This window comes from Candidatus Karelsulcia muelleri PSPU (assembly GCF_000829155.1).
Classification (GTDB): domain Bacteria; phylum Bacteroidota; class Bacteroidia; order Flavobacteriales; family Blattabacteriaceae; genus Karelsulcia; species Karelsulcia muelleri_A.
Genome location: NZ_AP013293.1, coordinates 260,563 through 285,352 on the forward strand (window position 1 = coordinate 260,563; position 24,790 = coordinate 285,352).

At 21.7% G+C, this 24,790-nt stretch carries 24 protein-coding genes, 1 tRNA gene and 1 other RNA gene; 12 read left to right on the plus strand and 14 right to left on the minus strand.

Annotation, left to right across the window (positions count from 1 at the left end; genetic code table 11):
* Window positions 1-10 precede the first annotated feature (10 nt).
* Window positions 11-1,012: a DNA-directed RNA polymerase subunit alpha gene (locus tag SMPSPU_RS01335; RefSeq protein ID WP_041094071.1), complete on the plus strand. Its 1,002-nt coding sequence runs from the start codon at window positions 11-13 to the stop codon at window positions 1,010-1,012.
* A 2-nt stretch (window positions 1,013-1,014) separates the two neighbouring features.
* Window positions 1,015-1,389: a 50S ribosomal protein L17 gene (gene rplQ, locus SMPSPU_RS01340; protein WP_041094073.1), complete on the plus strand. Its 375-nt coding sequence runs from the start codon at window positions 1,015-1,017 to the stop codon at window positions 1,387-1,389.
* Window positions 1,390-1,515: 126 nt separating this feature from the next.
* Here the strand turns inward: rplQ and dapF are convergent, their stop codons facing one another.
* Complete coding sequence (dapF, locus tag SMPSPU_RS01345) at window positions 1,516-2,292, minus strand: diaminopimelate epimerase (protein WP_041094170.1); 777 nt, start codon at window positions 2,290-2,292, stop codon at window positions 1,516-1,518.
* Between the two features lie 42 nt (window positions 2,293-2,334).
* Here dapF and rsmH point away from each other — a divergent pair, with 42 nt between their 5' ends.
* On the plus strand, window positions 2,335-3,243 hold the full coding sequence (rsmH, locus tag SMPSPU_RS01350; RefSeq protein WP_041094172.1) for a 16S rRNA (cytosine(1402)-N(4))-methyltransferase RsmH: 909 nt from the start codon (window positions 2,335-2,337) through the stop codon (window positions 3,241-3,243).
* On the opposite strand, the gene rnpB is transcribed toward rsmH, so the two are convergent.
* The 3 genes from rnpB to mutL all read right to left on the minus strand — a co-directional run bounded on the left by rnpB (window position 3,241) and on the right by mutL (window position 6,740).
* Window positions 3,241-3,550: RNase P RNA component class A (gene rnpB / locus SMPSPU_RS01455), an RNA gene on the minus strand. The two genes, rsmH and rnpB, sit on opposite strands and share 3 nt — an antisense overlap.
* A 1-nt stretch (window position 3,551) precedes the next feature.
* Entirely contained in the window at window positions 3,552-5,090 is a 1,539-nt protein-coding gene (locus SMPSPU_RS01355; RefSeq protein WP_075050680.1) for an aldehyde dehydrogenase family protein, read from the minus strand.
* 15 nt (window positions 5,091-5,105) lie between these two features.
* Window positions 5,106-6,740 (minus strand): DNA mismatch repair endonuclease MutL, encoded by a 1,635-nt coding sequence (gene mutL / locus SMPSPU_RS01360; RefSeq protein ID WP_041094176.1) that lies wholly within the window; start codon window positions 6,738-6,740, stop codon window positions 5,106-5,108.
* A 78-nt stretch (window positions 6,741-6,818) separates the two neighbouring features.
* Between mutL and argH the strand changes: the two genes are divergently transcribed.
* Window positions 6,819-8,156, plus strand: a complete 1,338-nt coding sequence (gene argH / locus SMPSPU_RS01365) for an argininosuccinate lyase (protein WP_041094076.1) — start codon at window positions 6,819-6,821, stop codon at window positions 8,154-8,156.
* Between the two features lie 2 nt (window positions 8,157-8,158).
* Here the strand turns inward: argH and lysS are convergent, their stop codons facing one another.
* Both lysS and SMPSPU_RS01375 read right to left on the minus strand, forming a co-directional pair.
* Entirely contained in the window at window positions 8,159-9,640 is a 1,482-nt protein-coding gene (gene lysS, locus SMPSPU_RS01370) for a lysine--tRNA ligase (protein ID WP_041094078.1), read from the minus strand.
* 31 nt (window positions 9,641-9,671) lie between these two features.
* Window positions 9,672-9,745, minus strand: a tRNA-Arg gene (locus SMPSPU_RS01375).
* Window positions 9,746-9,831: 86 nt separating this feature from the next.
* Between SMPSPU_RS01375 and pdhA the strand changes: the two genes are divergently transcribed.
* The gene (gene pdhA / locus SMPSPU_RS01380) at window positions 9,832-10,806 is read left to right on the plus strand and encodes a pyruvate dehydrogenase (acetyl-transferring) E1 component subunit alpha (RefSeq protein WP_041094080.1); all 975 of its coding nucleotides are present in this window, start codon (window positions 9,832-9,834) and stop codon (window positions 10,804-10,806) included.
* Between the two features lie 23 nt (window positions 10,807-10,829).
* Window positions 10,830-11,924 carry a dihydrolipoamide acetyltransferase family protein gene (locus tag SMPSPU_RS01385; RefSeq protein WP_041094082.1) on the plus strand — a complete coding sequence of 365 codons (1,095 nt, stop codon included), beginning with the start codon at window positions 10,830-10,832 and terminating at the stop codon, window positions 11,922-11,924.
* Here the strand turns inward: SMPSPU_RS01385 and SMPSPU_RS01390 are convergent.
* The gene (locus SMPSPU_RS01390; protein ID WP_041094084.1) at window positions 11,921-12,649 is read right to left on the minus strand and encodes a TerC family protein; all 729 of its coding nucleotides are present in this window, start codon (window positions 12,647-12,649) and stop codon (window positions 11,921-11,923) included. The genes SMPSPU_RS01385 and SMPSPU_RS01390 overlap by 4 nt on opposite strands.
* Before the next feature lie 61 nt (window positions 12,650-12,710).
* On the opposite strand from SMPSPU_RS01390, the gene pfkA reads away from it, so the two are divergent.
* Entirely contained in the window at window positions 12,711-13,688 is a 978-nt protein-coding gene (gene pfkA / locus SMPSPU_RS01395; RefSeq protein WP_041094086.1) for a 6-phosphofructokinase, read from the plus strand.
* 22 nt (window positions 13,689-13,710) lie between these two features.
* Entirely contained in the window at window positions 13,711-14,715 is a 1,005-nt protein-coding gene (gene gap, locus SMPSPU_RS01400; RefSeq protein ID WP_041094088.1) for a type I glyceraldehyde-3-phosphate dehydrogenase, read from the plus strand.
* Window positions 14,716-14,722: 7 nt separating this feature from the next.
* On the opposite strand, the gene SMPSPU_RS01405 is transcribed toward gap, so the two are convergent.
* The gene (locus SMPSPU_RS01405) at window positions 14,723-15,142 is read right to left on the minus strand and encodes a type I restriction enzyme HsdR N-terminal domain-containing protein (protein ID WP_041094090.1); all 420 of its coding nucleotides are present in this window, start codon (window positions 15,140-15,142) and stop codon (window positions 14,723-14,725) included.
* Window positions 15,143-15,150: 8 nt separating this feature from the next.
* Between SMPSPU_RS01405 and SMPSPU_RS01545 the strand changes: the two genes are divergently transcribed.
* The 4 genes from SMPSPU_RS01545 to rlmB are packed head-to-tail and all read left to right on the plus strand — an operon-like array spanning window position 15,151 to window position 17,780.
* Window positions 15,151-15,282, plus strand: a complete 132-nt coding sequence (locus SMPSPU_RS01545; RefSeq protein WP_262481936.1) for a hypothetical protein — start codon at window positions 15,151-15,153, stop codon at window positions 15,280-15,282.
* Window positions 15,266-16,108, plus strand: coding sequence for a DNA polymerase III subunit delta (locus tag SMPSPU_RS01410; protein WP_041094092.1), 843 nt, complete (start codon window positions 15,266-15,268; stop codon window positions 16,106-16,108). Before SMPSPU_RS01545 ends, SMPSPU_RS01410 begins: the two co-directional genes overlap by 17 nt.
* A 5-nt stretch (window positions 16,109-16,113) precedes the next feature.
* Window positions 16,114-17,043: a thioredoxin-disulfide reductase gene (gene trxB / locus SMPSPU_RS01415; RefSeq protein WP_041094094.1), complete on the plus strand. Its 930-nt coding sequence runs from the start codon at window positions 16,114-16,116 to the stop codon at window positions 17,041-17,043.
* Window positions 16,998-17,780: a 23S rRNA (guanosine(2251)-2'-O)-methyltransferase RlmB gene (rlmB, locus tag SMPSPU_RS01420; RefSeq protein WP_075050681.1), complete on the plus strand. Its 783-nt coding sequence runs from the start codon at window positions 16,998-17,000 to the stop codon at window positions 17,778-17,780. Before trxB ends, rlmB begins: the two co-directional genes overlap by 46 nt.
* Here rlmB and pheS read toward each other — a convergent pair.
* The 6 genes from pheS to ilvD are packed head-to-tail and all read right to left on the minus strand — an operon-like array spanning window position 17,777 to window position 24,750.
* Window positions 17,777-18,757, minus strand: a complete 981-nt coding sequence (gene pheS, locus SMPSPU_RS01425; protein ID WP_041094099.1) for a phenylalanine--tRNA ligase subunit alpha — start codon at window positions 18,755-18,757, stop codon at window positions 17,777-17,779. The genes rlmB and pheS overlap by 4 nt on opposite strands.
* Window positions 18,757-20,010, minus strand: a complete 1,254-nt coding sequence (gene ilvA, locus SMPSPU_RS01430) for a threonine ammonia-lyase (protein ID WP_041094101.1) — start codon at window positions 20,008-20,010, stop codon at window positions 18,757-18,759. The genes pheS and ilvA overlap by 1 nt, the downstream gene beginning before the upstream one ends.
* A 59-nt stretch (window positions 20,011-20,069) precedes the next feature.
* Window positions 20,070-21,104, minus strand: a complete 1,035-nt coding sequence (gene ilvC, locus SMPSPU_RS01435; RefSeq protein WP_041094103.1) for a ketol-acid reductoisomerase — start codon at window positions 21,102-21,104, stop codon at window positions 20,070-20,072.
* Window positions 21,105-21,128: 24 nt separating this feature from the next.
* Window positions 21,129-21,374 carry a hypothetical protein gene (locus SMPSPU_RS01440; RefSeq protein WP_041094106.1) on the minus strand — a complete coding sequence of 82 codons (246 nt, stop codon included), beginning with the start codon at window positions 21,372-21,374 and terminating at the stop codon, window positions 21,129-21,131.
* A complete protein-coding gene (gene ilvB, locus SMPSPU_RS01445; protein ID WP_041094108.1) occupies window positions 21,367-23,064 on the minus strand; it encodes a biosynthetic-type acetolactate synthase large subunit in 1,698 nt (565 codons plus the stop codon). The genes SMPSPU_RS01440 and ilvB overlap by 8 nt, the downstream gene beginning before the upstream one ends.
* 3 nt (window positions 23,065-23,067) lie before the next feature.
* Window positions 23,068-24,750 carry a dihydroxy-acid dehydratase gene (gene ilvD / locus SMPSPU_RS01450; protein ID WP_041094179.1) on the minus strand — a complete coding sequence of 561 codons (1,683 nt, stop codon included), beginning with the start codon at window positions 24,748-24,750 and terminating at the stop codon, window positions 23,068-23,070.
* Window positions 24,751-24,790 lie beyond the last annotated feature (40 nt).

The following is a 24,790-nucleotide window of genomic DNA, read 5'->3' on the forward strand; positions in this document are numbered from 1 at the left end:
TTAATTATATATGTTTTTTTCAAGTTTTACAAAAAATAAAAATTTAATAATATTAAAATTAACTCCTGAAGAAGGGTCTTTTAAAATAGAACCATTATATCCTGGATGGGGGTTAACAATTGGAAATTCACTTAGAAGAGTACTTTTATCTTCTTTAGAAGGATATGCTATATCATCAGTTAAAATTGAAGGAGTAAATAATGAATATTCGACAATAAAAGGGGTAATAGAAGATATGACCGAGATTATTTTAAATCTTAAAAAGATACGTTTTAAAAAAAAAATAGAAGATGAAGATTTCGAATCAGCAGAATTTAATATTATTATTAATAATAATAAAAAAGAAATAACTGCTGGTGATTTAGGTGAATTTATTAATTTATTTGAAATTATAAATCCTTATTTAATTATTTTAAATAAAGAAAAATTAATTTCTTTAAAGATTACTCTTGTAATAAAAAGAGGGATAGGTTATATTCCTTCAGAAAAAAATCAAGATATGCCTAATATAATAGGAACAATTCCAATTGATACTATATTTACTCCTATAAAAAAAGTTAAATATAAAATCGATAATTGTAGTATCAATACAAATCCATTTTATGAAAGTCTTATTTTAAAAATAAAAACTGATGGGTCTATAAATCCTCGAAAAGCATTAACTAGAGCTTCTAATCTATTAATAAGACATTTTCAATGTCTGTCAAATGAAAAAATATTATTAGAATATAAAAAACCAAAGAAAAGAAATAAATATGATAAAAAAATTTTAAAAATGCGGAAACTTTTAAAATCTTCATTAGAAGAAGAAATAGATTATTTATCTGTAAGAACTTTAAATTGTTTAAAATCTGCTAAAATCTTTACATGGGGAGATTTAGTTAAATATAATAAATCGGATTTATTGAAATTAAAAAATTTTGGAAGAAAATCTTTATCTGAATTAGATAAAAGAATGAAAAAATTAAATATATATTCTGGCATGGATATTTCTATATATAAATTAAATTAAATATGAGACATAGAAAAAAAAATAATAATTTAGGAGTAATTAGTTCACATCGTAAATCAATGTTATCGAATATGGCTTCTTCTCTTATAAAGAGAAAGAGAATTATGACTACTTTAGCAAAAGCTAAAGCATTAAGAAAATATATTGAACCTTTACTTACGAAAAGTAAAAAAAATACAATTCATTCTAGACGAAGAATATTTAAATATTTGAATGATAAGCAATCTGTTTTAGAACTTTTTTATAAGATATCATCAAAAATATATAATCGTCCTGGAGGTTATACAAGAATTATAAAAACGGGATTTCGTGTAGGTGATTCTTCAGAAACTGCAATGATTGAATTAGTTGATTATAATAATCAATATAAAAAATAATAATATGTTGTAAAAGTTTATTCTTTATTTGTGACTAATGTTGATATTATCCAAAAATAAATAAATTTCTAATTATATTCTTTTATATCGTATTTAATAATCTTTAGGTAAGAAAAAAAAATAGTATTATATATTTATAATTCCTTTATAAACAAAGTGAACTTCTCCCTTTAAAAAAATATTTTTATAATATTTAAGTAATTTTTCAAACTTAACTTGTAAAGTACCTCCTAGGGTTTTTACTATAATTTTATTATATAATATTTTTTTAATATGATAAGCTGCAATGGCAGAAGCTGTAACTCCTGTTCCACAGGAAAAAGTTTCATTTTCTACTCCACGTTCATAAGTTCTAACATATAAAATATTGTTCTTAATTTTAACAAAGTTAACATTTACTCCTGTTTTTCTATATTTTTTATTAAATCTAATTTTTTTACCTTCCTTATATACATTTATATTATTTATTTTATCTTTAAAAAGAATATGATGTGGGGATCCTGTATTTAGATATATATGTTCTGGATAAACTTTCACAAGTTCAACATTTTTCATATTTAATGAAACAATATTTTTTTTTATTGATGCAGAATGATATCCATCTATTGATTTAAATAATGTATTAGTCTTATTTATAATTCCTATTTTTTTTGCAAAATGAACAGAACATCTTCCTCCATTTCCACACATACTTCCTTCTTTTCCATCAGAATTATAGTATTTCATATAAAAATCATATTTTTTATTTTTTTCAATTAAAATTAGACCATCAGCCCCAATTCCTAAATTTCTATTGCACATATTTTTAATTATTTTTTTATTTAAAAAAAATGATTTTTCAATATTATTAATTATAATAAAATCATTTCCTGTTGCTTGATATTTAAAAAAAATAATTTTCATAAATTTTTTTAAAAAAAATTTTACATATAAATGTATAAAAAAATGTATGAATATCATAATCCTGTTTTATTGGATGAGACCTTGACTCTCTTAGTTAAAGAAATTGATGGAATTTATATAGATACAACTTTTGGTGGGGGGGGACATTCTTTTTCATTATTAAAAAAATTAAATAATAAAGGGAGGCTAATTGCTTTTGATCAAGATATATATTCTATAAAAAAAAATAATATAATTGATACAAGATTTAATCTTGTGAAAACCAATTATATATTTATAAAAAAAATATTAAAAATATATAATCTTAATAAAGTCTCTGGTATATTAGCTGATTTAGGAATTTCTTCTCATCAAATAAATACTCCAAAAAGAGGATTTTCAATTAGATCTAATAGTATTTTAGATATGAGGATGGATACTTTTAATAAAATTAATGCAAAATATATAATAAATAATTATTCATATAATGAATTATATAATATATTTAAAATATATGGAGATATAAAAAATTATAAATTTTTAGCAAAATTAATTCTAAAACAAAGAAAAAAAAAATATATAAAATATACATTTGATTTAATTAATATATTAAAAGTTTTTTTTAAAAAAAAACTAGAAAATAAATTTTTATCAAAGATCTTTCAATCTTTACGAATAGAAGTAAATAATGAAATCAATGCATTAAAATATTTATTAAATAATTCTTTATCTATATTAAAACCTGGAGGTAGAATTGCTGTTATATCTTATAATTCTATAGAAGATAGAATTGTTAAAAAATTTTTAAAAACTGGAAATTTTAATGGAGTTGTTTCATATGATGGATATGGTAATAATATATCACCTTTAATTCTTTTAAAACCTAAAATAATTTTTTCTTCTAAAGAAGAAATTAAAAAAAATAATAGATCAAGAAGTGCTATATTAAGAATAGCAGAAAAAAAACTATAATAAAGTAAACTTATAAGCCGGATTCTGTATTTATCATTTATCTGGGAAAAAAGTTACCTTTTTACTCTATCTGCCCACCCCCCGAATTAATAGTTAAAGGGAATACTACACTTTTTTTAAAAAGTATCCGGTATACATTGCATTTCACAACACAGAGTTTACAATATTTCACTACAGCCTAACTGTACTTTATTTCTGTTGCACTATTCCTAATCTCACGATGGCCGGGAATTACCCGATGTGTTCCCCTAATGTGTCCGGACTTTCCTCATTATTTAATAATAAACGCGATAAAAAAGTCTACTTCTTTATAAAAAATTTTCTTTTATTATTCTTGGATAAACCCATTTAAGTAAATTCATATAAGAATATAAACCTCCCTCAAAATGTTGGGGGATAGTAGGTTTATAATTTATATAAATATTTTCAGCATTAAATTTATTAGTAATAGAAGATATTATGTATCTATCATTACAAAATATATATCCTGTAAAAAAAAAATTTGTTTTATTCACTAAATAAATAGTTTTTTCCCAATTAGAATCTTCATATATATAAACTGTTAAGACTGGGCCAAATATTTCATCTATCATACTTTCATAATATGGATTATTAGTTTCTATTACTGTTGGAGTAATAAAATAACCTTTTGAACTATCACATTTTCCACCAATAATAATATTACAATTATTATCATTCTTAGCTCTATATATATATCCTTTAATTTTATTAAAACTAATTTCATCAATTACAGATGTAATAAAATTTGAAAAATTCCTAGGACTTCCTAGTTTCATAGAATGAATATTATTTATTAATAATTTTTTTATATTTTCTTTCCATAAAGATTTTGGTATATAAGCTCTAGACACAGCAGACAATTTTTGTCCTTGATATTCAAAAGCTCCATATGAAAGTGCTATAGATACTTCTTTTGAATTAGAATTAGGATGTACCCATATAAAATTTTTTCCTCCTGTTTCTCCTACAATACGTGGAGAATATCTATATAAATCTATTTTTTTACTTATATTTTTAAATATTTTTTTAAAGACTTCTGTAGAGCCTGTAAAATTTATTCCTGCAAAATTTTTATGTTTTAATATAACATTTGATGTAGTTTTTACATTTGTTAATAACATATTAATTACACCATCAGGCAATCCAGATTTTTTAAATATTTCCATTAAAACATTTGCAGAATATAATTGTTTATTAGATGGTTTCCATAATACAACATTTCCCATAAGGGCCATACAAGCTGGTAAATATCCAGATATAGAAGTAAAATTAAATGGTGTTATTGCAACTACAAATCCTTTTAAAGGACGATAATATAAACTATTAAAAACTCCTCTACTATATAAATATTTCTTATTATATATTATATATGCATATTCTATATGAAATTTTAAAAGATCTATTAATTCACAAGCGGCATCTATTTCAGATTGAAAAATATTTTTCGATTGACCAATCATTGTAGCTGCATTAATTTTCATTCTATATGGACCAGAAATTAAATCAGCAGCTTTTAAAAATATAGAAGCTCTATCTGCCCAAGATAAATTTGACCAATTTTTATGGACTGATAAAGATGAATTAATTGCATTATTAATATCTTTTTCTGATCCTTCATGCCAATATCCTATAATTTTTTTATTATCATGTGGAGGAGAAATAGGATGTTTTATTCCACTAAAAATTTTTTCATTTCCAATATATTGAGGAATATCTATTTTAGAATTAAACATTTCATCATAAAGTCTTTTTAATTTTAAACGAGAAATAATATCATTATTATAATCATGTATTGGTTCATTAATAAAAAATTTTTTTTTATACATAAAATTATTTTAAATTTAATTTTTAGTAAAATTAAATATAATTTTTTTTCCAAAAGGTGTATAATATGGATTGTTAGAATTAAATAAATTTTTAATTAAATATTTAATTTTTAAATTATTAATTTTTACTCCATTTTTAATAGAAAAATATTTACATATTTTTTTATAAAAAATCTCAAGATTTAAATCAAAATTTGATATAATACTTTTTATAAAATTAGATATATTATATGACTCTAACATTAGAGGTATATATTTAACTAAAATAATATCTTTAATAAGATTAATTTCAAATCCTAAATAATTTAATTTATTTATTATTTCTTTTATAGAAGAATAATTTTTATTAATAATTTTTATTTCGATTGGAAATCGAATTTTTTTTTTTTTTTTATATTTTTTATAATAAAAAAAATCATATAAAATTCTTTGATGAGCACGATTTTGATTGACTAATATGAGTTCAAATTTAATAAAGCCTAATAGATATTTATTATAAATTTGAATCCATTTATATAAATAATATTTATTTACGTTTTCTAAAAAAAAATTAGAATTAAATTTTTTTTCTTTTAAAGATTCTTTTATATTTTTATATTTTTTATTAAAAAAAAAGATATAATTTTTATCAGTATCTTTTTTTTTTAAAAAAAATTTTTTAATATTATTAATTCCTAAATATTCTTTAATAAGAGTACTAATTTTATTACATAAATATATTTCATCATAAAATTTTACTTTTGTTTTGTATGGACTAATATTAATATTAAATTTACTAGGATCCATCGTTAAAAAAATAAAATAAGAAGGATTATATTTTTTTTTTGTAAGACCTTCATAAGAATTTATAATAGCATTATGTAAATTTTTATTTTTTATAAATCGTTTATTTAAAAAAATATATTGTTTTTTTAAATTAAAATATTTAGTATTTGTTATGTAACCTTGTATTTTAACTAAGTTAGTCGTTTTTTTTATTTTAATTAAATATTTTTTTATTTTTTTACCAAAAATTTTTATTATACGTTTTTTATGTGAAGATTTTTTTAAAAAAAAAACAATTTTTTTATTATTTTTTAAAATAAAATTTATATCATTATGACTTAATACAATTTTATAAAATTCATTAATAATATTTTTTAATTCTAAATTAGAAGATTTTAAAAATTTCCTTTTAACAGGAATATTATAAAATATATTCTTTATACATATGCTACACCCTTTATCCATGGAAATTGGTAATGGTTTATATTTTAATTTTCCATTTTCTATAATAAGCCTTATTCCTATATCTGATTCTATATATCTTGTATCAATTTCTATCTGGGTAACAGAAGTAATATAAGATAAAGCTTCACCTCTAAATCCTTTAGTTGAAAGATTTAAAAGATCTTCTACTTTATTTATTTTTGACGTAGAATATCTCTCAAAACTTTTTATAGCATCATTTTTACTCATTCCTATACCATCATCTATAATATGTATTCTATCTTTACCTCCATTTAATAATATTATTTTTATATTTTTTGCATAAGCATCTATAGAATTTTCTAAAATTTCTTTTAATATTGATGATGGGTTATGTATTACATCTCCAGATGCTATTTTATTTGATACATTTTTTGATAATAATTTTATTACATCAGTCATTTTATTATAGATTATAATTTTTAATATTGTTAGTAATTTATTTTTAAATAAATTATTTTTTATTATAATATATATATTGTGAAACTCTGGCAAAAAAATTTTGAAATTAATAAAAAAATAGAAATATTTACAGTAGGAAAAGATAGAAATTTAGATTTATTTTTAGCACCTCATGATGTTATAGGGACATTAGCACATATAATAATGTTAGAAACAATAGGTCTATTAAACATTAACGAATTAAATTCTTTAATTAAAGAATTACATATTATTTATGATACAATTATATCTGGAAAATTTAAAATAGAGGATAATGTCGAAGATATACATTCTCAAATAGAATTAATATTAACTCAACGTTTAGGAGAAATCGGTAAAAAAATCCATAGTGGAAGATCTAGAAATGATCAAATTTTATTAGATATAAAATTATTTATTCGTAAAGAAATACAAGAATTAGTTTTTTTAATTAAAAAATTATTTAATGTCTTAATATATTTAAGTAATCGTTATAAAAAAATATTAATTCCTGGTTATACACATTATCAAATAGCTATGCCTTCTTCATTTGGTTTATGGTTCGCCTCTTATGCAGAAAGTCTTATAGACGATATATGTTTTTTAAAAAACGCTTATAATATTTCTAATAAAAATCCTTTAGGTTCAGCAGCTGGATTTGGATCATCTTTTTCATTAAATAGAAAACTTACAACAGATCTTTTAGGTTTTGAAGATTTAAATTATAATGTAGTATATGCACAAATGTGTAGAGGTAAAACAGAACGTATAGTTTCACAAGCTATTTCATCATTAGCTAGTACTATGAGTAAAATATCTCAAGATATATGTTTATATATGAGTCAGAATTTTAATTTTTTTTCATTACCTGATAATTTAACTACAGGATCTAGCATAATGCCACACAAAAAAAATCCAGATGTATTTGAATTAATAAGATCTAGATGTAATAAAATTATTTCTTTACCTAATCAAATATCAATTATAATAACTAATTTATCTTCAGGATATCATAGAGATTTACAAACTATTAAAGAAATTTTTTTACCAATATTTGATGAAATTAAAACAATAATATTAATATCTACATTTATGTTTAAAAAACTAATTATAAATAAAGAAATATTAAATGATAAAAAATATAAATATTTGTTTAGTGTAGAAGTTGTTAATTCTTTAGTTAAAAAAGGTGTCTCATTTAGAGAAGCATATAAAAAAATTGGATTAGATATCCAAAAAGGATGTTTTTATCCAATTACTGAGATAAAACATTCTCATGAAGGAAGTATAAGCAATTTATGTAATAAAAAACTTTCATATATAATGAAAAATTCAATAAAACAATTTAAATTTGAAATTGTTAATAAAGCCATTAATAAATTATTAATTAATATATAATTTTATTTCATTTGAGGAAAAAATAAAACATCTTGTATACATTTGTTATTTGTTAATAACATTATTAACCTATCTATTCCAATTCCTATTCCTGCACATGGGGGCATTCCAAATTCTAAAGAACGTATAAAATTACAATCTATTAACATAGCTTCATTATCTCCTTTATTATAGAGTTTAATTTGTTCTCTAAATCTTTTTAATTGATCAATAGGATTATTTAATTCAGAATATGAATTTGCTATTTCATTTCCATTAATTATCAATTCAAACCTTTCAGTTAATCCTTTTTTACTTCTATGTATTTGAGTTAAAGGACTCATTTCTATTGGATGATCCATAATAAATGTAGGATTAATATATTTTTTTTCACATTTTTCACTAAAAATTAGATCAATAATTTTACCTTTTCCCATACTATTATCTATTTTTACATTTATTTTTTTACATATTTTAATTATATTTTTTTCATCCATTCCATATAAATCATAGCCAGTATTTTCTTTAATTGAATCTAATATTGTTATTTTTTTAAATGGAATATTAAAATTTATAATATTATATCCAATTTTTATAAATTTTTTATCATGTATTTTTACACATAAAAATTCTAGCATTTTTTCTATAAAAATCATCATCCAAAAATAATCTTTATAAGATACATATAATTCTAAAATAGTAAATTCTGTATTATGTATTTTATCTATACCTTCATTTCTAAAATTTCTAGAAAATTCATAAACGGATTCTAATCCTCCTACAATTAATTTTTTTAAAAATAATTCATTTGAAATACGTAAATATAATGGTATATTTAGTGCATTATGATGAGTCATAAATGGACGAGCGATAGCCCCTCCAGGGATTGATTGAAGTATAGGAGTTTCTACTTCTAAATATCCTTTTTTATTTAAAAAATTACGAATATATTGTATTATTTTAGTTCGCTTTCTAAATATAGATTTTGTTTTATCATTAACTATTAAATCTAAATATCTCATACGATAACGTTGTTCAGACTCATAAAAAGAGTCATGAACTTTTCCAGTTTCATCTTGTTTAACATGGGGTAAAACACGTAAACATTTAGATAATAATTTTATTTTTTTAGCATGTACAGTAGTCTTATTACTTTTAGTTTTAAATAAAAAACCTTTTATTCCTATAATATCTCCAATATCTAAAAGTTTTTTAAAAAAAAAATCATAATTTTTTATACTATCTCTTTTAAGATAAATCTGTATTATTCCATGTTTATCTTTCATTTCTATAAATGAGGCTTTTCCCATTATTCTCATTCTAATAATACGTCCAGAAATAATTACATTTTTTCCATATTCATAAAATTTAATCAAATATATTGATGTTGCATTTACATAATATTCTTCAGACGGATAAGGATTTATACCCAATTTTATAATTTCATAAAGTTTTTTTCTACGTATTATTTCTTGATCTGATAATTTTATAAAATTTTTATTCATAAAATAATTTGAATGATAATATAAACAAAAGTGACCTCGAAGGGAGTTGAACCCCCAACCTTCTGATCCGTAGTCAGATGCTCTATCCAATTAAGCTACGAGGCCTACTTTTTATTTAAAAAGTTTTATAAATTATATATATAATTTTTTTTTAAATAAATATATATATTATAAATATTTATTTAAAATAAATGAAAAAAATTAATAATGATATATATTTAAAATGGTTTAAAGATATGTCATTTTGGAGAAAATTTGAAGATAAATGTAGGTCTTTATACTTAAAACAAAAAATAAGAGGATTTTTACATTTATACAATGGCCAAGAAGCTATACCTGCAGGTATTGTTCATGCTATGGATCTTAATAAAGATCAAATGATTACTGCTTATAGATGTCATATTTTACCTCTTGCTATGGGGGTAGACCCTAAAAATATTATGGCTGAATTATTGGGGAAAAATACTGGAACTTCTTATGGAATGGGGGGGTCTATGCATATTTTTAGTAAAAAATATCGTTTTTATGGAGGTCATGGAATTGTTGGCGGACAAATTCCTTTAGGAGCAGGAATTGCATTTGCTGATAAATATTTTTCTCGTGATGCTGTAACATTAACAATTATGGGTGATGGAGCTGTTAATCAAGGATCACTTCATGAAACTTTTAATATGGCCATGATTTGGAAATTACCTGTTGTGTTTATATGCGAAAATAATAAATATGCAATGGGCACTTCCGTAAAAAGAAGTTCGAATATTAAAGAAATCTATAAAATAGGTTTTTCATATAAAATGCCATCTTTTTGTGTAGATGGAATGAATCCTATAAAAATATATGAACATGCTTATAATGCCATCTCAAGAGCTAGAAATGGTAATGGTCCTACATTTTTAGATATTCGCACTTATAGATATAGAGGTCATTCTATGTCAGATTCAGAATCATATAGGAGTAAAAAAGAAGTAAATGAATATAAAAATAGAGATCCTATTATTTTAATAAAGAAATATATTTTAGAAAAAAAATTAGTTACAGAAAAAAAATTAAATTCATTTAAAGATGAAATTAATCAAAAAATTGATGAATGTGTTCAATTTGCAGAATTGTCAAATTATACAAATGTAAAAAAAATGTATAGTGTAGTTTATAATAAAAAAAATTAATTAATTAATAAAATTAAAAAAATATGGCAGAAGTTATATTGATGCCTCGTTTAAGCGATACTATGGAAGAAGGTACTGTTGTCAAATGGCATAAAAATATAGGTGATCAAATTTTAGAAGGAGATATTTTAGCTGAAATCGAAACGGATAAAGCCATTCAGGAATTTGAAGCTGAATATAATTCGACATTACTTTATATTGGAATTAAAGAAGGAGAAAGTGCCCCAGTAAATAGTTTATTAGCTATTTTAGGTTCTGAACATGAAGATATTAGTTCTTTGCTAAAAGAAAGAAATGAAAAAAAAATTTTTGTTTCTCCTTTAGCTAAAAAAATTGCTTTTGATAAAGGAATCTCATTAGATCAGATTAAAGGCACTGGAAATAATGGACGTATTATAAAAAAAGATATAGAAAAATATTATAAAAAAAATAAATTAAATTATAATGAAGTTGATCATTCTCATATGAGAAAAATAATTAGTAAAAGATTAATTAATTCTAAAATTGAATCACCTCATTATTCTTTATTTATAGAAATAATTATGGATAATTTAATTAAATTAAGAAACTCTCTTAATGAAAAAAAAAATTTAAATAAAATATCTTTTAATGATTTAATTGTGAAAGCTTCAGCTATAGCTATAAAAGAAAATACTAAAATAAATTCTTCTTGGACAGAAAAAAGTATATTATACCATAATAATATTAATATAGGTATAGCAGTAGCATTAGAAGATGGATTAATTGTTCCTGTAATTAATAATGTAGATAAAAAATCTTTAAGACAAATATCTTTTGATATAAAAGAAAAAGTAATAAAAGCTAAAAAAAATAAACTACAATATAATGATTTAGAAGGTAGTACTTTTACTGTTTCCAATCTTGGAATGTTTGGTATAGATTCATTTACATCTATTATAAATCAACCTAATTCTTGTATTTTATCTGTAGGAAGTATAAAAAAAAAACCTATTATAAATAATGATAAAATTGTAATAGGTAATACTACTAAATTCACATTAACATGTGATCATAGAATTATAGATGGTGCAGTAGGTAGTGATTATTTAAAAAGTTTAAAAAACTTATTACAAAAGCCATTAAATATATTAATTTAATTTTTTTTTATATATTTATAATATAATATTGGAATTATAAATATACTAATATTAGTTAAAGAAAATAAAATTTTTACAATTTTACTTTGTAAAAAAGTAGTTAAATAATTATCTGGATAGTATATTTCATATATAGAAAATATTAATTTAAATCCTAATAAAATTAGAATAATAAATGCAGAGTTTTCTAAAGAAGAATATTTTTTTGTTAAATTTAAAATTTTTTTTGTACTAAATCTTATTATAAATAAACTTATAAAAATTCCTAAAAACATTAATAATGTATTATTAGAATAAGATATTCCTGCAAAAATGTTATCTATTGAAAATAAAATATCTATTATTTCTACATAAAAAATAGTTCTCCACATTTTAGGGATAAAATTTAAAATAAATATATTTTTTCTTAAAAAGAAAGGTTTTTTTTTATCTATAAAATGATTATATCCTAAATATATTAAATATATTCCTCCAATTAATTTTAAATACCACATATTAATTATTACAGAAGCAAACATAAAAAAAAAAAATCTAAATAAATATGCTCCGTAAATTCCATATTTTAACGTTTTTTCTCTATCTTCTTTATTAAGTTTATTAACAATAGTTGTTAATATGGCTGCATTATCTATAGATAATAGACAATCTATTAAGACTAAATTAAAAATTATCGATATAGAATTGATAGGATTATATATAATTTCTTTTAAAAAATTATAATACATGAATTATACGTTATATTAATATAATTATAATTAATAAATTTTTTTTTAAGTAAATCATTAAATGAATATAGGTAAAATAGGTATTTTGACCTCAGGAGGAGATTCTCCTGGTATGAATGCTGCAATTCGTGCTGTTGTTAGAACCGCTTCATATTATTGTGTGAATTGTATTGGTATATCATTAGGATATAAAGGTTTAATTAATAATGAAATGAGAAAGGTAGTACCTACAGATGTAAATAATCTAATTCATAGAGGGGGAACTCTATTAAAAACTGCTCGTTCTGAGGAATTTAAAACAAAATTTGGTAGAAAAAAAGCAAATATAAATTATAAAAAAAATGGATTAGAAGGACTAATAGTAATTGGTGGCGATGGATCATTTACTGGAGCTATGATTTTTGGTCAAGAATATAATATTCCTATAATAGGAATTCCAGGTACTATTGATAATGATATATATGGAACTGATTTTACTGTTGGATATGATACTGCCTTAAATACAGCAATAGAAGCTATAGATAAAATTAGAGATACAGCTAAATCTCATAATCGATTATTTTTTATAGAAGTTATGGGAAAAGATTCCGGTTTTTTAGCGTTAAATAGTGGTATTGCTACTGGAGCTTTAGATATACTTATTCCAGAAAAAAAATATAATTTAGATAAACTTTTTTATTCAATAGAAAAAGTAAAACAAAAAGGTAAATATTCTAGTATAATTATTGTTTCTGAAGGAAAAAAATTAGGAGGTGTTTATGATTTAGCTAAAACTACAAAAAAAAAATTTCCTGATTATGATATACGTGTTTCTATATTAGGTCATATACAAAGAGGAGGTTATCCTACTTGTTCAGATCGTGTTCTTGCGAGCCGTCTTGGAGTAGCTTCTGTTGAAGCTTTAATTTCAGGTAAAAAAAACGTAATGACAGGAATAAAAGCTAATAAAGTAATATTTACTCCCTTTTTAAAAGCTATAAAAAAAAAAAGAAAAATTGATATAGATCTTATTAAGATATCAGATATTATAGCTTGTTAATAACAAATTAACTAAAAAATTTATGTCTAAAATTAGAATTGGTATAAATGGTTTTGGAAGAATAGGTAGATTACTATTTAACGCTTCTATAGAAAGAAAAAATATTGAAATAGTAGCTATAAATGATATTTTAGATGTTGATTATATAGCTTATATGTTAAAATATGATTCAACACATGGAATTTTTAAAAAAAGTATAAAAATAAGTAATAATAATATTATAGTTAATAATAAAAAAATTAGAATTACTTCTGAAAGAAATCCCAATAAAATTGATTGGGGCATTATAAATGCAGATTACATAGTAGAATCAACAGGAGCCTTTCTTACATATGAAAAAGCATTTAATCATTTAAAATCAGGTGCGAAAAAAGTTATATTATCTGCACCTCCAAAAGACGATATTCCTATGTTTGTAATGGGTGTTAATCATTTTTGTTTAAAAAAAAATCAAAATATAATATCTAATGCATCATGTACTACTAATTGTTTAGCTCCTATAGCTAAAATATTAAATGATAAATTTGGAATTTTAGAAGGATTAATGACAACTGTTCATTCAGCTACAGCAACTCAGAAAGTAGTTGATTCTCCATCAATTAGGGATTGGAGAGGTGGCCGTTCTGCACTAGTAAATATTATTCCATCATATACAGGTGCAGCTCTTGCTGTTGGCAAGGTAATACCGGAATTATATGGAAAGTTAACAGGAATTGCTTTTAGGGTTCCTACAGTGAATGTTTCAGTAGTAGATTTGACAGTTAGTTTAAAAACTAAAACAAATTATGATGATGTAAAATTTGTTATTAAACAAGCTTCAGAAAATGAATATAAAAATATTTTAGGATATATAGAAGATCCTGTAGTATCAACAGATTTTATTGGAGATAAAAGAACTTCAATATTTGATGCCAACGCTAGTATTATGTTAAATTCTACTTTTTTAAAAGTAATATCATGGTATGATAATGAAGTTGCTTATTCTAATAAATTACTAGATTTAATAGAATATATTAATACTTTATAAAAAAAAATTAATTAAAATTTGGAATTTTATTAAAAAATAAAATTCTATTATTTTTTTTATCTATTTTAAATATTAAATAATTTATATAATTAGTAATTATTAAATAATTACTTTTAAGAAAAAAAAAATATTTAATGATTTGATCAAATACTTTTTGTGAAAAAATACATGAAGATTTACATTCAATAAGAATATAAGGTTTTTTTTTATTATAAACTATAATATCTATACGTTTTTTTACCTTATTAAATATAAAATATTTCTCTACAAAAATAGAAGAGATATCATATCCTTTATTTATAATTAAATGATATAATATATTTTGTCTAATAAATTCTTCTTTAGTAAAAATATAATATTTATTTCTAATAATACAATAAATATATGTATTATTATTATAATATTTATAATAAAAATTATATTTCATTTAAAAAAATGTTCTTAACATATAAAAAAAAAATACTTCAAGATTTGAAGAATAAAAAAATAAAACCTATTTATTTTTTTATGGGAGAAGAAAGATATTTAATAGAAAATTTATCTAATTCAATTGAATTTTTTTTTTAAAAAAAAAATTTTTAATAAAAAAATCATATATGGATATGATATAGATCTTAAAAATCTTATTTTTGTTGTAAAACAAATTCCTATACATATAGAAAATTTATACAATTTGATAATTGTAAAAGAAGCACAATATTTAGCATACAATATTGAAAATTTATATAAATTAATAATTAATAGTAATACTATTTTAATTATTTGTTATAATGATAAAATTCTTGATAAGAACACAAAATTATATAATAAAATTAAAAATATTGGAACTATCTATAATAGTGTAAAATTAAAAAAAATAGAAATTTTTTATTTTATTCAATATGAAATTGAAAAAATAGGATTTATTATTACTAATAATGCTATTAACCTTATAATAAAATATATAGGTAAAAATTTATATAAAATAAATAATGAAATAAAAAAAATTTTAATATTATTAAATGATAAAAAAAAAATAGATAAAAAATTTATAAAAAAAAATTTATTAAAAGATAATAATAAATATTCTAAATTAGAATTATATATAGTAAAAAAAGATTTATTTAAATCTTATAAAACAATTTTTAATTTAAAAAATGTAACAATTAGTATTGTATTAAATAGAATATATATTTTTTTTATTAAAATAATTAAATTTAATTTATTAAAATTAAATAATTTTAATTTTATTAAAAAAAAAAATATATATTTTAAAGCAATAAAAATTTATCCATTAAATAAAATAAAAAATATTATTTCATATATAAGAGAATCAGACACTAAAATAAAAAATTCTTCATTAAAAAATGAATATCTTATAAAAGAACTTTTGTCTAAAATATTTAATAATTAATAAATATGGATAAAATCTATGATTGCATTATTATAGGATCAGGACCTGCTGGATATTCTTCTGCTATTTATATAGCTCGTGCAGATTTAAATCATATTTTATATACAGGTAATAAACCTGGTGGGCAACTTATAGAAACTAATGAAATAGAAAATTATCCTGGATTTCCTAAAGGAATAAAAGGTTATATTTTAATGAAAAAATTACAAAAACAAGCTGAAAGATTTGGCTCAAAAATAAAATTTAATTCTGTAAAAGATATAAATTTTTATAAAAAAAAAACACATGAAATAATATTAGATAATAATGAAAAATTCAAAACTAAAACTATAATTATAGCAACAGGAGCATCTCCTAAATATCTAGATATAGATAATGAGAAATCATTGATAGGACATGGAATATCTACATGTGCAACATGTGATGGATTTTTTTATAAAAAAACCAATGTGGCTATTATTGGAGGGGGGGATAAAGCTCTTGAAGAAGCTATTTATTTATCAAAAATATGTAATAAAATATATATTATAATTAGAAAAAATAAAATTAAAGCTTCTAAAATATTAGAAAATAAAATTTTACAGATTAATAATATTAAATTATTATTTAATAATGAAGTTAAAAAAATAATAGGGTTAAAAACCCTAGAATATTTATTATGTAAAAATAATCTTTCTAATGAAGAAAAAAAAATAAATGTAAAAGCTATTTTTTTAGCTATAGGTAATAAACCTAATACTAATTTAGTAAAAAAAAAATTATATTTAGATTATAATGGTTATATAATAACAAAAAAAGGATCTACTAAAACCAATATACCTGGAGTATTTGCAGCAGGAGATGTTCAAGATCCAATATATAGGCAAGCTATTACATCAGCTGGTACAGGATGTATGGCCGCAATAGATGTGGAAAAATATTTAACTTTATTTTGAATAAAAAAATACTTATTATTTATGGTATAAACCCTTTATATGAAGCAATAAAATATAAAAAAAAAATTTATAAAATATTTATAATAAAAAATATTTATAATAATAATTATAAATTAAAAAAAATAATAGAATTTTCTAAAAAAAAAAAAATTAAAATTATTGAAAAAATAAATTTTAAAAAATTCATTAAAAAAAATCATCAAGGAGTATTTGCCTTTATTAATCCTATAAAATTCTCTAAAATAGAAAATATTATACCTAATATTTTTTTTTCTGGAAAAATACCATTGTTATTAATTTTAGATAGTATAACAGATGTTAGAAATTTTGGTTCTATTGTTAGAACTTCAGCTTGTACTGGTGTAGATGCTATTATTATTCATAATTACAATATAGTAAATAGTGATTCTATAAAAACATCATCAGGTGGGCTTTTTAAAGTACCAATCTGTAAAGAAAATAATATAATTAAAATTATTAAATTTTTAAAAAATTCTGGAATACAAGTTATAGCTGTCACAGAAAAAACAAATTATATATGCTATAATATTAATTATAGAAATCCTACAGCTTTTATATTAGGAAATGAAGAAAAGGGAATATCAAAAAATTATTTATCAATTTGTAATAATACCGTTAAATTACCTTTATTAAAAAATTCTTTATCATCTTTAAATGTTTCAGTAGCTTGTGGGGCAATTTTATATGAAGCAATTAGACAAAGAAGTTTATATTAAAATTCTTTTTTAAATTGTTCTAAAAATCTTAAATCATTTTCAAAAAAAAATCTAATATCATTTAGATGATAAATCATTAATGAAATACGTTCTATTCCCATACCAAAAGCAAAACCTGAATATAGATCAGGATCTATATTAACATTTTTTAAAACTATAGGATCTACCATCCCACATCCAATGATTTCAAGCCATTTATTATTCCATAATATATCTAATTCTGCACTTGGTTCTGTAAATGGAAAATAAGATGGTCTTAATCTAGTTATAGATTTACCAAAAAAATTTTTAATAAAAAAATTAATAGTATTTTTTAAATCTTTAAATGAGACTTTTTTATCTAAATATAATCCTTCGATTTGATGAAACATACAATGAGAATATGAAGAAATATTTTCATTTCTATACACCCTACCTGGTGAAATTATTCTTATAGGAGGTTTATTTTTTTCCAGATACCTTATCTGGACTGAAGATGTATGTGTTCTTAATAATTTAGAACTTTTTTTAATAAAAAAAGTATCTTGCATTTCTCTAGCAGGATGATTATATGGAAAATTTAATGCTGTAAAATTATACCAATCATCTTCTATTTCTGGGCCTTCACAAATTTTAAATCCTATTTTATTAAAAATATTTATAATTCTATTTTTTATTATAGAAATAGGATGTCTAGATCCTAGATATTTTTTATTACCAGGTTTTGTTAAATCCTCTATATTATTATTAATATTTTTTTTTTTTAAAAAAAAATTTTTATAATATAAAAAAATATTTTTAATATTTTTTTTAAATGTATTAAGTGATAATCCTATATTTTGTTTTTCATAATTATTAATATATTTAAATTCTTTAAAAAAAGAATTTAATATTCCTTTTTTACCTAAATATTTTATTCTAAATATTTCTAATTCTGAAGCAGAATTAATATTAATTTTAGATAATTTTTTGTTTAAATTTTTAATCTTTTTTAACATTAAATAAGTATATCAAATAAATCTGGGTTATCATTAATATATTGATAATGTATATTATATTGTTTCATTTTTTTTATCATTCCTGAAAAATTTTCTTTATCTGATAATTCTATTCCTATTACAGCTGGACCTTCTTCTTTAGAAGTTTTTTTAGAATATTGAAAATATGTAATATCATCATTAGTACCTAAAATAGTACTTACAAATTCTTTAAGTGCTCCAGCACGTTGAGGAAATCTCACTATAAAATAATGTTTTAATCCTTTATAGATCAAAGATCTTTTTCTAATTTCTTCTGTTCTAATAATATCATTATTTCCTCCACTTAATATACAAACTACATTTTTATTTATGATTTTATCATAATAAATATCTAATGCTGATATAGATAAAGCACCAGCAGGTTCAGCGACTATTGCTTCTAAATTATATAAATCAAGTATTGTTGTACAAACTTTTCCTTCATGTAAAGGTTTTATATCAAATAATACTTTTTTACAAATATTAAAATTTAATAATCCTACTTTTTTTACAGATGCACCATCTATAAATCTATCTATATTTTTTAATTCAATTACTTTATTTTCAATAAATGAAAAACTCATAGAAGGCGCTCCTTTCGGTTCTACACCTATTATTTTAGTATATGGACTTATATGATAAAAATAACTTCCTACTCCAGAAGCTAATCCACCACCTCCAACAGGAAGAAAAATATAATCTACCTTATCTTTCATTTGTTGTAAAATTTCTAATCCTACTGTTCCTTGTCCTTCTATAATTTTTTTATCATCAAATGGATGTATAAATTTTTTTTTTTTACAAGATTTAAATGCTTTATAATTACATTCATCAAATGTATCTCCTGTTAATATAATCTTAATATATTGTTTTCCAAACATTTTAACTCTATCTATTTTTTGTTTTGGAGTAGTTATAGGCATATATATTGTTCCATAAATTTTTAATTTATTACATGAATAGGCTACACCTTGTGCATGATTACCAGCACTTGCACATACAATACCATTTTTAAGATCATCATTTGATATACTTTTAATTTTATTGTATGCACCTCTAATTTTATATGATCTGACTATTTGTAAATCTTCTCTTTTTAAGAAAATATTACATTTATATTTTTCTGATAAAATATTATTTTTTTGTAAAGGAGTATTATAAATTATATCTTTTAAGATATATTTTGCTTCTATTATATCTTTAACTGATGGAAAATATTCGTTTGAATTCACTTCTTTATTTTAAGAATTAGGCTTAAATTAAGTTATTAAAAATAAGCCTAAAATATTAATTATGGTCTTAGTTTACGTACTATTTTACCTGTTTTCCATAATTCACTTTCTTTTATTTCTTTTAATTCTTTTTTAAGATTTTTTCTATAATTTTTTTTACTATTTGATAGTATAGTTTTTTCAGCTTCTCTTCCTGAAGAAACTTCTTTATAAAGGTTGATAAATAGAGGTATATTAATATCTCTAAATGTTTTCCACCAATCTAAAGCCCCCCTTTGGGCAGTTGTAGAACAATTTTCATACATCCAATCCATTCCTTTTTCTGCTATTAAAGGCATAAGACTTTGTGTTAATTCTTCTACTGTTTCATTAAATGCTTCTGATGGAGAATGACCATTTTCTCTTAAAATTTTATATTGAGCAGAAAAAAGGCCTTGTATTGCTCCCATTAAAGAGCCTCTTTCTCCTGTTAAATCAGAATAAACTTCTTTTTTAAATGTTGTTTCAAATAAAAAAGCTGATCCTATTCCCATTCCTATAGATAAAGCTCTTTTTTTTGCTTTTCCAGTATAATCTTGATTAATAGCATAACTTGAATTAAGACCTTTTCCTTCTTTGAAAAGTCTTCTTAGACTAGTTCCTGAGCCTTTTGGAGCAACAAGAAATATATCTATATTTTTAGGAGTATAAATTTTTGTTTTTTTCTTAAAAGTTAATCCAAACCCATGTGAAAAGTATAAACCTTTTCCTGAAGACAAATATTTTTTTATTTTTGGCCAAACTGCAATTTGCCCGGCGTCAGATAATAAAAACATTATTATTGTACTTTTTTCTACTCCTTCTTCTATAGAAAATAATGTTTTATTTTCTATCCAACCATCTTTTAATGCATTATCCCATGACTTTGAGTTTTTTCTTTGTCCAACTATAACATTAAATTCATTATCACGTAAATTAAGTGCTTGTCCAGGACCTTGAACGCCATAACCTAATACACATATAGTTTCATTTGAAAGAAATTTTCGAGCTTTTTTTAAAGAAAAATCTTTTCTTGTTATAATTTCTTCTTCAATTTTTCCAAATTTAAATTTCATAAAAATTATTTTTTGTATAAAATTTTATTTATAATAATAAAAAAAAATTTTATTTATTCCTATAATTTTTTTTATTGGTTTAATAATTTTATAAACTTTTTTTGTTTTAATTTCAAATTTTATTATGTAAAAATAATTAGTAAATAATTTTTTTTCTAATAAAGAAATTTTCTTAAAATTAATATTTCTTCTATTTAAAGTTAGAAGAATTCTTATTAAAGAACCTATTAAATTATCTGAAATAAGAATAATATGTAATTTTTTATTCATTAATTGATTTTAATCTAATCTTCTCTATAGAATTTCCAGGAGTAATCATCGGAAAAACCTTATATTCTTTTTCTATCATTATTTCAAGTATATATGTATTTTTGGTATTTAACAGATCTTTAATATCTTGTTTTAAATATTTTCTATTAAGTATTTTTTTATACTTTATTCCATAAGAATAAAACATTTTAATAAAATCTGGATTTATAATTTTCGTAGAAGAATATCTTCTTTCAAAAAAAAATTCTTGCCATTGTCTCACCATTCCTAAATAATTATTATTTAATAATATAATTTTTATAGTAATATTATGCTGCATAATAGTTCCCAATTCTTGTAGAGTCATTTGAATTCCTCCATCTCCCACTATACATATTATTTGACAATTTTTTCCCCAAATTTTAGCTCCTATAGAGGCTGGTAAAGCAAATCCCATTGTTCCCAATCCACCAGAAGTAATTTGACTTTTTTTACAAGTAAAATTAAAATATCTAGAAGCAGACATTTGATGTTGTCCTACATCTGTTACTAAAACACTTTTTTTTTTTTTAAATAAATTAATATAATTAATAACTTCACCCATAGTGATACCTATATTATTAGTATAATAATCATTTTTTATTACTTTTTTTTCTTCTTTTTTTTTTAAAAAAAAAAAAAATTTTTTCCATTTTTTATTTTTTTTTATCTCTATTTTAGATAATAATAATTTTAAAATTTTTTTACAATTTCCTAATAAAAATATATTTGTATTCATATTTTTATGAATTTCAGATTCATCTATATCTATATGAATAATATTAGATTTTTTAGCATATTTAGTTAGATCTCCTGTAACTCTATCATCAAAACGCATTCCTATTGCTATTATTACATCAGATTTATTAGTTAATATATTAGGTGCGTAATGCCCATGCATTCCTAACATGCCCATATTTAAAATATTTTCTGTTTTTAACGCACCTAATCCTAAAAGTGTACTAGCTGCAGGAATATTAGTTTTTTCTATAAATTCTTTTAATTCTTTTTCTGCATTAGCTAAAATAATTCCTTGCCCAATAATAATAAAAGGTTTACTAGAATTATTAATAATAGTAGCTGCTTTTTCTATTTTTTTTATATTTATTTTTTTTTTTTTTAAAAAAATATTCAAATATTTTTTATATTTGAAATTTGATAATTCTAATTGTGCATCCTTTGTAATATCTATTAAAACTGGACCGGGTCTTCCAGATTGAGCTATAAAAAAACCTTTTGATAAAATATATGATATATCTTTAGCTTTTGTTACTTGATAATTCCATTTTGTAACAGGTATTGAAATATCTATTATATCCGTTTCTTGAAAGGCATCAGTACCTAATAAATTAGATGAAACTTGTCCAGTAATGCATAGTATAGCTGTACTATCTATTAAAGAATCTGCTAAGCCAGTAATTAAATTTGTAGCTCCAGGACCTGAAGTAGTAAAACATACGCCTACTTTTCCACTAACTCTAGCATAACCTTGAGCGGCATGTATAGCACCTTGTTCATGACGTGTTAAAATATGTGATATCTGTTTTATATAATAATATAATGCATCATATATCGGCATAATAGCTCCTCCAGGATATCCAAATATATATTTAGTTTTTTCAAGAATAAGTGTTTTTATAATAATTTCTGATCCTTTAATATATTTATTCATAATTTACAGTTTATCTGTTACACATCCATTAGAAGCAGATGATACAGTATTTGAATACTTATATAAATATCCTGAATTAACTTTTAAAAGGGGAGCTATAAATTTTTTTTTTCTAATTTTTATTTCTTTCTTTGTTATTTTTAATGTTAAAGTATTATTTATTGCATCAATTATTATAATATCTCCATTTTCTATTAAAGCAATTAATCCTCCATTTTGAGCTTCTGGAGTAATATGACCTACTACAAATCCATGAGATCCTCCTGAAAATCTTCCATCAGTTATTAAAGCAATTTTTTTTCCTAAATTAGCACCCATTATATAAGAAGTAGGTTTAAGCATTTCCGGCATTCCAGGACCTCCTTTAGGACCTACATATCTAATTACTATAACATCTCCTTTTTTTATTTTATTATTAATTATTGCTTCATTAGCAGAGTTTTCTGAATTAAAAACTTGTGCAAATCCTGAAAATAGATCACCTTCTTTTCCAGTAATTTTAGCAACCGCCCCTTCTGGAGCTAAATTTCCATATAAAATTCGTATATGTCCATTTTTTTTTATAGGATTTAATAAAGGATATATAATTTTTTGATTAAAATCAATATCAGGTATTTTTTCTAAATTTTTTTTTATTGTTTTTCCTGTAACAGTCATACAATCTCCTTCTATATATCCTTCTTTTAATAAATATTTTATAATTATAGGAATTCCTCCCATAGATTGTATATCTTCCATTAAAAAATCTCCACTTGGTTTTAAATTAGCTATAATTGGAACATTATTATTGATATTTTGAATATCATCTAATTTTAAATTTATATTAGCAGTTTTAGCTATAGCTAAAATATGTATTACTAAATTTGTTGATCCTCCTAATGCAATTGCTAGAGTAATAGCATTTTTTATAGATGTATTAGTAATAATATCCAGTGGTTTAATATTTTTTTTAAAAATTTTTTTTATATAAAAACCTATATTAACACATTCTTTTTTTTTAAAGTTACTATTAGCTAATGATGAAGATGAATATGGTATTGTAATTCCCATTGCTTCAATACAAGAAGCCATTGTATTAGCTGTATACATTCCTCCACAGGCTCCTGGTCCAGGACAAGCATGTTTAATTATATTTTTATATTCTAATTCTGAAATTTTCCCTATATTTTTTTCTCCTAAAGCTTCAAAAGCTGAAACTATATTTAATTTTTTACCATTATAATATCCTGATGATATACTCCCTCCATATACTAATATGGAAGGTCTATTAATACGTAACATGGCCATAACTATTCCAGGTATATTTTTATCACATCCTGGAATACCTATTAATCCATCATAATGTTGAGCTTTAACAACACTTTCTATACTATCAGCTATTAATTCTCTTGAAGGTAAAGAATATCTCATTCCAGATGTTCCCATAGACATTCCATCACTAATACCTATAGTATTAAATTGAAAACCCACCATTCCATATTTTTTTACAGATGATTTAATATTATTACTAATAATATTTAAATGCATATTACAAGGATTACCTTCATACCAATTACTAACTATGCCAACTTGAGCTTTATTAAAATCATCTTCTGTTAACCCCGTGGCATACAGCATTGCTTGTGCAGCAGGTAAAGTATTATTTTTAGTTAATTTAATACTAAATGGATTTATTATTTTTGCCATTAAATTTGGATAAACATTTTTTAAAAAAAATTTTTTTTTA